The organism is Chryseobacterium balustinum, assembly GCF_900168205.1.
Lineage (GTDB): Bacteria > Bacteroidota > Bacteroidia > Flavobacteriales > Weeksellaceae > Chryseobacterium > Chryseobacterium balustinum.
In genome coordinates this window covers 57,662-67,758 of record NZ_FUZE01000023.1, presented here as the reverse complement: position 1 = coordinate 67,758, position 10,097 = coordinate 57,662, and the positions used below count along the sequence as shown (strand labels likewise).

Here is a 10,097-nt window from a genome sequence, read left to right as displayed (position 1 = left end):
AAATCTGAAAATCTAAAAGTATCAGATAAATCTGATATCGAAGAACCGGCACAACAAAAGAAGGCTAAGAAATCTTGGAAGCAAGTTCTAAATATTACCACAAAATCAGATTTAAAAAATGAAACCAAAGGTTCGACGAAGTGGTTAACGAGTCAAATAGATTCACTAAAAATACTGATTAAAGAGTATAGCAGTGTAAAAGAAATACGAAAAAATGAGTTTGAAAAACTGAAAGATTCTTTGATGCTTCAAGCGCACAATAGAGTAGAAGAAACAAAGCAAGCATCAAAAAAACAAATTTTTTTTACAACGTATGATTTTGTAGACGAACCTGCAGCATCTTTTTCAAAAATTGTGATGCCCCTTAAAAACAAGATCACCATTACATCTTCTTATGGGACAAGAACTCATCCTATTTTCGGAACAAAAAAAACGCACAATGGGATCGACCTAAAAGCCAGCTATGAGAATATCTATTCTGTAATGGATGGAATTGTTACTGCAACAGGTTGGGATCCTAAAGGTGGCGGAAATTTCATAAAGGTAAAACATTTTAACCGTTTCGAAACTTCCTATTTGCATCTTTCAGAAATATATTACCGAGCTGGAGAAATAGTAAAAGCCGGATTTATCATCGGAAAAAGTGGGAATACCGGAAACTCTACGGGACCACATCTGCATTTTTCGGTGAAAGAATTCGGACAAAACATCAATCCTTCTCATTTTTTAAATGACCTCATAAAAGTAAATAATTTAATAGCTACATACAATGAATAACACAACCTTACCTACCGATGAACTGAAAAAATACGGAATTATTAATGAGGATAATTCTTTCTCTAAGAAGCTAAATATAGAGGATGTTCAGAAATTTCTGCAAGGATATACCATCGTTGCAGACCACGACAAAAACAGGGCGACTTTTCAGCTGACTGATAATAATACTAAACTGAAGGTCATCTTTTTGGAAAGAGATAAAAGTATTTCTGACATCCTCGAAAACAGTAAAAATAATATTCAATATACTGATGTCAAGAATGTTTCTAAATCTGCAAATGAACTGAGTTTCGAAAAAAAAGCCTTCATTTTTGACAAAGAAACCGAAAAAGTAGTTGAATTTGATTTCATTAAAAATGCAAGAGAATTGACTGCAATTATTGCAGATAAAAAGAATACGGAAGAACTTAACCGTTACATAGCAGAACTTCTAAAACTTAAATCTTTTCTGCAAGATAAAATTGTTCAGTTCCCAGAAATGGCAAAAGAAATTACGAATGATTTGAATATTGTGTCCAAAGAATTCAATACGGTTGCTGGAATCTCTGAAAAGCAAAATCACTCTCAAAAACAAAAAAAATCAAACGTACAACTGAATGTGAATGACCCCGATGTTTATCAGGATGCCAATCGAATGAGAGAAGAGGAAAGTCAAGAGCAGGACGAGGAAATACAAAAGTCAAGAGGTTTTAGAAGATAGCTTAATAGGTTGAAAAAATGGAAGACAATCTAACCTGGTTTGATAAGAATATAGTTCCCAGAACAAAGGCTTATAAAAATTTTGTGAAGGAAATGGAAAACACTTCGCCTGAACAGTTTTTTCGGGACGGAGAGAGGATGTTTACTGATAAAGAGAGAAAGTTTATGTCTATTCACCAATCTAAGGGAAGAGAAGTTATCATAGGTTCAAATTTTACATTGAAATCAATTTTTAATTTAAATCCCGATCTCGTTATTAGGGACACATTTAACAATCCTGCTGAATTGGTCAGGTTTATTGAAAAGCAGCAACTAGCCAATAAACAGGTGATTTTGCAAAATAACAGAGAGTCTACTGAAATTACTATAAGTAATGAGTCGATAAAGCAGAAATTTCTCTCTGATCTCTGGGCTCATGAATTGGAGAAAAAAACTGATTTAAGTTCCGGATTGACGTACACACAAATTGATGAAAAGCAAGCTCATCATTATCGAAATTATGAAGTTGAAGCTGCAAAGATGTCATCAGAATTGGTTCATCAATTTGAAGAACCTGATCTGGAAAAAAATGTAGACTTTTTTTCAGATGAAGATTTTGAGGAAAATTTAATCCCTACATCTGACCTTCCGGATGGCTGGGTATGGCGCGAATACGATGATGGTAGCGGATCTCTGCAAAGCCCAGGTGGTTATAGTTACTACAGCTATGATCTGCAAACGCAGGAATATAGATTACCGTACGGCAGCAAAGAATGGACAGGTATGAGAGATTTTTATAATGAACCACAAACTTTGCACGACTTTAAAATATATGCGGAAGAAGACATAAAGGAAAAAGCAGTCAAAAATAATCTTTCTCCGAAGCTTTCCTTAGAAGAAAAAGAAGATCTGCTCAATCACAAAAGTTTTAATAAAGAAAACAAATTCATACTGGAAAACTTACAGATTACATCAAACCAGAGAAAAGCTTATTCAGAAAAAATAGAATTTGGAACAACGAAGGGAGATTATTCTTTGACCAATAAACAATTAGACCAAATTCCGGATGTCCTTGATGGACACGATCTGTCCAGAAATGATAAATACGCATTGGCTTTTGGCTTGCTGGAAAAACCGGAATATGGCGAATCCTATGAAATATTGATCAGCGGTGAAATTTTAAAAGTCTATCTGGAAGGAGATAGTTTTCCAAAAAATCGAATATTAACAATCAACGAAATGAAATTTAACAATCAAAACCCAAACATTATGGAAACACAACAAGAATTCGATCAGGTTCAATACTTAAAAAACCAGTTAAAATACCTTGGTTTTGGTGAAAGCGAAAAGCTTCACAAAGATTTGGAAAAAGGTATTAATTACAAAAATCAACAGTTTGAAATTAAAACAACCTCGGACAAAACTTTGCCAGACAACAAAGTAGATTTTACCTTGAAATTCAATAAATCAGAAACCGGTGGTGTTTTTCTGAATTCTTACAACGGAAAATTAACCAATGAAAAGAACGAAGAGATTTCTCACAATTTTCCGGTCAATCGTGAGCAAACTTTTACTGCAAAAGAAGCCGTCAATCTTTTGGAAGGCAGAACGGTCAAAATTGAATTTAATAATCCAAAGACCAAACAGCTGGAACCTGCTTTTGTGAAGCTCAATTTTGACGAGGCAAAAACCGAAAAAGGGAACTATCAATTTCAGAATTTTTACAAAAATTATGGTGTGGATACTGCTCAGATCGTAGAGAAATCAAACCTAATCTTTGATAAACCGGAATATAAAGAAAGTACAATTAAATCTTTGGAAAAAGGAAATGTTGTCAAGGTAAAATTTGAAATCGATGATCAGGTTACAGAAGGGAAAGCAGTGTTGAATCCCCAATATAAAAATTTGAATCTCTATGATTCTGATATGAACAGAATAAACACCAATAAGCCTTTGGAAGATTTGGGGCAAGATAACAAGCACGAAAAAAATAACGTTAAAGAACAGAGTATTAAGCGATAAATTAAGAACTGACTATTATCCGAAGCGGTAGGTCTAATGATTTACCGCTTTTTAAATCTATCAAAATGAAAAATTTACTATTTCTATGTTCATTTCTGCTTTTGTTCCTTATTTCCTGCCGAGAAGAAATTAAATCGGAAAGAGGCGGAATCGATGTTGTTTCCAATGTGTATTTCGATGCATCAAAAGGTTTGGGTAAAATGCAAAGTTTTCATCTATCAAGCCTTAATTATACAGGTGATTCTATTGTAGAGCGTATTCCGGATGTTGATGTTCCCGAATTAACCCGGCAAATGTTCTTCATTAAAGATTCAGTGTGTTACACAATTGAAAATGAAAATCCCGGTCAAATCATTTTTTCCGACATTATAAAGAAACAAAAGCCGATTCCGGTTGAAAACAAAAAAGGAGGTACCCTATTTTTGAAGGAGAAGATCCCCAATTACCGAAATCGAAAGAATCTGAACGATACCGTTTTATTTAAGAAAAAGTACAAACGATTTGAAATCAATTCGCCTTGGATGTATACCAGATTCTACATTTATCCAACCGATACTATCTTGCCGTATTCCATTTATAAACACGCTGAAAAAGACTATCATGGAAGAGTGGAAAGAATTGATTCGTACAATAAGAAGACTGACATTTTTGTAACCCTTCAATTAATACCGAGAAAAAAGTGGGATGGAGAGACCCAAGAAATTTTTGAATTTAACCAATACGTAAAAAGCAGAGAGAAGTTAGGGTGCAAAAAGTTTTGATAAATTAATGCTAAGTATTTATTTAACATCGAATGCAGCAGTATAGATTGAGGAAAAACAAAGATGCTATTTAATGAACAATTTGAATGCTGTTGTCTTTTCTGATTTAATACGAATTCCTCTTTAGATAATATAAGAGATTAATAGATCATTTTTCTCTATGTGATTGATCAATAGTTTAAATATTTTCAGTGCCTACTTTTAGGTAGGTACTTGTACGAAAATATGGACTTGCTTAGCTTTGTAAAGAAATCTATTTTGGGATTAATCCAATATGAAAAACGACTTCTCTTAGAATGTCGTTTTTCTGTTTAAAAAATAAACGAATGAAAACAAATGAAAATATCAGAAAGATATTTGAATACGTAGGAGATTCTTTTTTGGCAGAGTTACAAGAATTTGCCATTAAAAAAACTATTGCTGCACGCAGAGATATTATTTCTGAAGGAGAGAAAATTAATTATATTCCTATTTTATTAAAAGGTTCTATTAAAGTATTTTCTTTAAATGATGGAAAGGAATTGTTGTACTATTACATCAAGCCTTATGAAACCTGTACAATGACATTTTCCTCAATATTTACAAATTCAAAAAGCCGTATATACGCTTGTACTGAAGAATCATCCGATATATTATTGTTACCTGCTGATAAGGTCTTAGGATGGATTGTAGACTATCCTTTGCTCAATCAATTTTTTTTAAAAGAATATGATAAGCGATATATCGCAATCATGGAAATGGTTACTCAAGCTGTATTTCATAAGCTAGATAAAAGAATTTTGGATCTACTTGATAAAAAAATACAGGAAAATGCGGGCAAAGCAATTAAAATCTCTCATAAAGAGATTGCAAATACGCTTGGAACGGCGAGAGAGGTTGTAAGCAGAATCCTAAAAAAATACGAAAACGAAGGAGTTATAACGCAGGCGAATCAATGGATTATGATTTTATAAAAAACGTAAATCAATGCGAATAGATTTTATCTATACTGTGAATTATCAAAAAAAGTAGAGCAGTGACTAATGTCACCGCTCCTTTTTTTGCAGTCACTGTAGATTTGCCATCAAGAAATATTAAAACAGAGTATGACAAAAGCATTATTATTCGTGTCGCTGATTTCATCAGTTCTTGCCTATTCACAGGAAGATCTACTGAAAGATATCGATACCGTTTCAACAGCGAATACAACCTCGCCACCGGCTTTTAAAGCGCTACAAATCGTTACCGGACAATCAACGAAACTCACCGCAAAAAATGAGTGGTATGTTGTCATTGCACACCGTTTCGGGGATGTAAGTACAGGTTTCAAAAACTTTTTCGGTCTGGATGATGCATCTACAAAATTGGGAGTAATCTATGGAGTTACCGATGCAATTTCACTAAGTCTTTCTCGGGAAACCAACATGAAAACTTTTGAATTAGGAGCAAAATACAGGCTTTTGACACAGAATGATAACGTGCCTGTAGATATTGTAGGATATAATGTGATGGCATTAAACACAGATTTGGATACCGAGACTTATCCGCATCTGAAGTTTGGCGATCGGCTTTCTTATCTTACACAAGCTCTTATTTCAAGAAGGTTTAATGAGAATTTTTCTTTACAGCTGACGCCGTCTTATGTTCATAAAAATCTTTATGAGCCGACCATTGAAAATAATAATCAATTCTTGGCCGGATTAGGAGGACGGTACAAAATTTCCAAAAGAATCTCGATCAATGCAGAATATTTTGTGAATTTTGACAATCACAGTTTCTACAAAAATCCATTATCATTAGGAATGGATATTGAAACAGGAGGTCACGTTTTTCAGCTGTTATTCAGCAATTCTCAACTGAATTCTGATATTGGTTATCTTACTAACGCTACCGGAAAGTGGGAAAAAGGACAGATTTTCTTTGGGTTTAATCTTTACAGAGTTTTTTAAAATGAATAAAATAATTTACATCGCAGGTCTCTTTATTTTCGTTACCTCTTGCGAAAGCAGAACCTATGAAGAAATCTCAGACAATACGCCAATTACCACCGTGGTAAAATATGAATCAGATTTAAAACCGATTATTGAAAACAACTGTATCAACTGTCATTCTTCGACGAGTTTTAAACCATTTGTCAATTATAATCAGGTAAAAGATAATATAGACAACATCATTAACCGAATTCAAAGACCAAGCGGAGATCCTTTAAGAATGCCTCAAGGTGGCTCCTTATCTTCAAATCAGATTAATCTTTTCGTCAAATGGAAGGCTGATGGTCTTATCGAAAATTAAAAAAATCAATATGAAAAATATAGTACTAATAGGCGTTTCATTACTCTTTAGCAATTTTACTTTTGCTCAAAAATACAGTTCAAAAACAGGAAAAGTAACAATTGAAGCCTCAATTCCGATGTTTGAAGACGTTTTTGCCCAGGATGACAATAATATTGTAGTTCTCAATGCAGACACAGGGGAAATGGCTTCAGTTTCGGTAGTTAAAAACTTCAAATTTAAAGTGAAACTCATGGAAGAGCATTTCAATGAAAGCTATGCCGAAACAGCAAAATATCCCAAAACAACTTTCAAAGGAAAAGTTTTGAATTTTGATAAGACAAAACTTCGTGAAATTCCTCAAAAATTTACCGTTCAGGGCATATTAAATTTTCACGGAGTAGACAGAAATATTTCATCCACCGCCACGATTTCTGCAAAAGACGGGAAGATTTATATGAAAGGGAATTTTATTGCTAAGTCAGCAGATTTCAAAGTCACCATTCCAAAAATGGTCATGAAAAAAGTCGCTGAAAACGTGAACGTAGAGTACAACTATACCCTTGTAAAACAATGAGGAAACTAATTGTATTCGCAGTATGCTTCCTGAGTTTATCATTCGTATCGGCTCAGGAAAAAGCAAAATCAGTGTTTGATATTGCAAGAAGCGGCACATTGGCAGAACTGATAGATTTAATGAAAGAAAATCCGGAGAGCATCAATCAAACCAATGAAAACGGATTCTCGCCTTTAATTTTAGCTTGTTATCGTGGAAATACAGAGGTTGCTAATTTTTTAATAGATCATGTAAAAGATCTTAATTATAAAAGTCAGGAAGGAACAGCTTTAGCGGGTCTTTCTATACGTTATAATAGAAGTTTGGCAGAACATTTATTAAAAAATAATGCCAACCCAAATATTGCAGACGGTACAGGAACTACTCCTTTATTTTGGGCAGTAAAATCAGGAAATAAAGAATTGGTGGAACTTTTATTAAAATACAAAGCGGACAAAACAATGAAAGATTCGGTGGGAATGACCCCTTTTGAATATGCTTTAAAAACAGACAACAAAGAAATAATCAACATTTTAAAAAATTAATTTTATGAAAAAACTTCTACTTATCTCAAGTCTAGCTTTGGCTGTAACAGCTAAAGCGCAATTTTCATCTGGGACAGTCAATTTATCTGCCGCTTCTATGACTGTTAAATTAGACACCAATGCCAGTACCGCAACCATTACTTTAATTGGAGACAGCAATTCTATGATGGGAATTGGCTTTGGAACATCAGGGATGGCAAGTGGTGCAGACGGTTTTATCTACAACTCATCATCAAACAGAGATTATACTTTCGCTGGATTTACTGCACCGACTGCTGATGCTGTTCAAAATTGGAATGAAACTTCAAATACCGTTTCGGGAAGCACCAGAACGGTTGTTGCAACGAGATCACTTACTGGTGGAGCAGGTGATTTTACAATTGCTAATGCGGCAGGAACGATCAATATTTTCTACGCCAGAACCCCGGGTAGTACAAATTTGGGTTATCATTCCGGTAACAGAGGGTATGCATCATTAAATATGGCAGGTACTTTAGGGACAAATGACTTGGTTGCAGAAAGTAAAAAAGTAGTTATTTATCCAAATCCTGCAAAGGAAACCGTTAATTTTAGAAATGCTGATCTTATTGAATCGGTTGATTTCTTTGATGCTACTGGAAGAAAAGTTAAATCTGTAAAATTAGATGAACAGACTGTAGATATTTCAAGTTTAAAGAATGGTGTTTACTATTTGGAAGTAAATTTGAAGAATAAAAAGCAATCAGTAGAAAGACTAGTAAAGGAATAATATTCCCTCAGCAGAAAATCTTATACCTTATAATCCGTTTCATATCTTATGATGAAACGGATTTTCTATTTCTACTATTTAATGAGACAGATAATATAATTTTATTTCATGATAGGGGTAGAGCTTCTAACTGTTAGAATGGGAATTTTGACTAATAGCCTAAAGATTTAAATAAATATCAAAAAACTTTGATGATGAAAATATCATCAGCCGAATTCGAATTTTCCTATCTTTATTTTTAGTTTAGAACGGTTATGAGCAAATTGCACGATTTTCTTCAATACGTTTTTCTTGGGTTTCCTGACTCTTGGCAAGAACAACTAGTCTAAGATCATTTTTTCCTGATCGACTTGACCAAACGTAGTAATTATGAATTTAGTTTATATGCTAATTATTGATCTAGATCAATATTTTTTATTGATTAAGGTTTTCATGCTAAAACATAATTAATCCAGAAATTTGTATTGTATTATTTGGTCATCTATATTTTCAATAGAAAGTAGAATGGACGATTATTAAGAATACGAAGGAACGATTAGCACTATTTTAACTTTAAAAAATAAGTATTATGAAAATCAATCAAGTTGGATGGTTTGAGTTTGGTTCAGACCAACCGGAAAAAGTAAAAGAGTTTTACAAAAAAATGTTTGGCTGGGAATTTTTGAAAAATCCAGATTTAGAAAGCCAGGGATATCAATATGATGGTATTCTTGAACCTGGGAATGAAATGCCTACAGGAGGACTAATGCATACCGAAGGTAAAATGCCGGAATATGCTGTTTTTTATGTATTTGTTGAAGATGCTGAGACAGAAATAAAAAAAGCACAGGAAAATGGTGGTGAACTTGTATGGGGGCCAGTAACAGATGATTCCAACATTACTTTTGCACGTTTAAAAGACAATTCAGGACATCAATTTGGTGTTTTTTCTGTTAAGAAATAGTATTTTATCTTTACTATCAGGAGCCTGCCTTTCTACAATGGCAGGCTTTTTTATAAAATTTAGGATAATCCATATTGCTTGTATAAGCAACTATTTTATTACTCGTTATTTTGTACATTTATGCAAGTTTTAACCCTTGGAGTTTTTAGCCTATGTATGAGGAAGTACAAGATAGATTTACAATAATGATTGATTTTTTTAGTTCAATCATTCCTTTGAGGCAAGAAGAAAAAGAATTGATCCGTCAATACTTCCACTTGCGTTCCTATAAGAAACGTATGTTTGTACTTCAGGAAGGAGATGTCTGCCAGCATCTTAATTTTGTAGTGTCCGGATGTCTCCGGATGTATAAAGATGATGAAAATGGCAACCCACATATACTGCTTTTTGCAACTGAAGGTTCTTGGATTAATGATTTGGACAGTTTCTACGAAGAGAAAAAATCATTTTTGAACATTGATGTTTTGGAAAGAGTAGAATTACTCCAGATCAGTCGCGAGGATATTGTAAAACTGTATCTCAGCGCACCAAAATTTGATAGGATTTTTAGAATTCTAACCGAGAAAAATCTCGTTCTCCTTCAAAATAGAATGCTTGAAAATATCAGTTTATCAGCTGAGGAGCGCTACTATAATTTACTTTCCAGCCATCCAGACCTCATCAACAGAATACCTCAGGTACATATAGCATCATACCTTGGTGTTTCAGCAGAATTTATAAGTCGTTTGAGAAACCGGAGGGCTAGAAATCCGTTGATGGGAAATTGATCTGGATCAATAGTATTTCTTGACCTTGTTCTCCGAAGGATGTTCAGCCT

At 33.8% G+C, this 10,097-nt stretch carries 12 protein-coding genes; all 12 read left to right on the top strand.

Annotated features, from left to right (window positions below):
* Positions 1–777, top strand: a 777-nt coding sequence (locus B5X64_RS18920) for a M23 family metallopeptidase (RefSeq protein ID WP_079466725.1), incomplete at its 5' end; no start/stop codon positions are given.
* Positions 770–1,477, top strand: a complete 708-nt coding sequence (locus tag B5X64_RS18915) for a hypothetical protein (RefSeq protein WP_079466724.1) — start codon at positions 770–772, stop codon at positions 1,475–1,477. The genes B5X64_RS18920 and B5X64_RS18915, both read left to right, overlap by 8 nt.
* Positions 1,478–1,494: 17 nt before the next feature.
* On the top strand, positions 1,495–3,477 hold the full coding sequence (locus B5X64_RS18910; RefSeq protein ID WP_079466723.1) for a hypothetical protein: 1,983 nt from the start codon (positions 1,495–1,497) through the stop codon (positions 3,475–3,477).
* Between the two features lie 65 nt (positions 3,478–3,542).
* Positions 3,543–4,238, top strand: coding sequence for a hypothetical protein (locus tag B5X64_RS18905; protein WP_079466722.1), 696 nt, complete (start codon positions 3,543–3,545; stop codon positions 4,236–4,238).
* Between the two features lie 326 nt (positions 4,239–4,564).
* Positions 4,565–5,191, top strand: a complete 627-nt coding sequence (locus B5X64_RS18900; RefSeq protein WP_111944998.1) for a Crp/Fnr family transcriptional regulator — start codon at positions 4,565–4,567, stop codon at positions 5,189–5,191.
* Positions 5,192–5,323: 132 nt separating this feature from the next.
* Positions 5,324–6,166, top strand: a complete 843-nt coding sequence (locus B5X64_RS18895) for a DUF5777 family beta-barrel protein (RefSeq protein ID WP_079466720.1) — start codon at positions 5,324–5,326, stop codon at positions 6,164–6,166.
* Between the two features lies 1 nt (position 6,167).
* The gene (locus B5X64_RS18890) at positions 6,168–6,509 is read left to right on the top strand and encodes a hypothetical protein (RefSeq protein ID WP_228419019.1); all 342 of its coding nucleotides are present in this window, start codon (positions 6,168–6,170) and stop codon (positions 6,507–6,509) included.
* Positions 6,510–6,519: 10 nt separating this feature from the next.
* Positions 6,520–7,065 carry a YceI family protein gene (locus B5X64_RS18885; RefSeq protein ID WP_079466729.1) on the top strand — a complete coding sequence of 182 codons (546 nt, stop codon included), beginning with the start codon at positions 6,520–6,522 and terminating at the stop codon, positions 7,063–7,065.
* Positions 7,062–7,589, top strand: coding sequence for an ankyrin repeat domain-containing protein (locus B5X64_RS18880; protein WP_079466718.1), 528 nt, complete (start codon positions 7,062–7,064; stop codon positions 7,587–7,589). Before B5X64_RS18885 ends, B5X64_RS18880 begins: the two co-directional genes overlap by 4 nt.
* Positions 7,590–7,593: 4 nt before the next feature.
* Positions 7,594–8,337, top strand: coding sequence for a T9SS type A sorting domain-containing protein (locus B5X64_RS18875; protein WP_079466717.1), 744 nt, complete (start codon positions 7,594–7,596; stop codon positions 8,335–8,337).
* 568 nt (positions 8,338–8,905) lie between these two features.
* Positions 8,906–9,280, top strand: a complete 375-nt coding sequence (locus tag B5X64_RS18870; protein ID WP_079466716.1) for a VOC family protein — start codon at positions 8,906–8,908, stop codon at positions 9,278–9,280.
* A gap of 215 nt (positions 9,281–9,495) precedes the next feature.
* The gene (locus B5X64_RS18865; RefSeq protein WP_228419017.1) at positions 9,496–10,047 is read left to right on the top strand and encodes a Crp/Fnr family transcriptional regulator; all 552 of its coding nucleotides are present in this window, start codon (positions 9,496–9,498) and stop codon (positions 10,045–10,047) included.
* Positions 10,048–10,097: the final 50 nt, after the last annotated feature.

Bases quoted from the DNA above. Each gene is read 5' to 3' on its own strand.
- B5X64_RS18915 (WP_079466724.1), top strand. From the start codon at position 770: ATGAATAACACAACCTTACCTACCGATGAACTGAAAAAATACGGAATT.
- B5X64_RS18910 (WP_079466723.1), top strand. From the start codon at position 1,495: ATGGAAGACAATCTAACCTGGTTTGATAAGAATATAGTTCCCAGAACA.
- B5X64_RS18905 (WP_079466722.1), top strand. From the start codon at position 3,543: ATGAAAAATTTACTATTTCTATGTTCATTTCTGCTTTTGTTCCTTATT.
- B5X64_RS18900 (WP_111944998.1), top strand. From the start codon at position 4,565: ATGAAAACAAATGAAAATATCAGAAAGATATTTGAATACGTAGGAGAT.
- B5X64_RS18895 (WP_079466720.1), top strand. From the start codon at position 5,324: ATGACAAAAGCATTATTATTCGTGTCGCTGATTTCATCAGTTCTTGCC.
- B5X64_RS18890 (WP_228419019.1), top strand. From the start codon at position 6,168: ATGAATAAAATAATTTACATCGCAGGTCTCTTTATTTTCGTTACCTCT.
- B5X64_RS18885 (WP_079466729.1), top strand. From the start codon at position 6,520: ATGAAAAATATAGTACTAATAGGCGTTTCATTACTCTTTAGCAATTTT.
- B5X64_RS18880 (WP_079466718.1), top strand. From the start codon at position 7,062: ATGAGGAAACTAATTGTATTCGCAGTATGCTTCCTGAGTTTATCATTC.
- B5X64_RS18875 (WP_079466717.1), top strand. From the start codon at position 7,594: ATGAAAAAACTTCTACTTATCTCAAGTCTAGCTTTGGCTGTAACAGCT.
- B5X64_RS18870 (WP_079466716.1), top strand. From the start codon at position 8,906: ATGAAAATCAATCAAGTTGGATGGTTTGAGTTTGGTTCAGACCAACCG.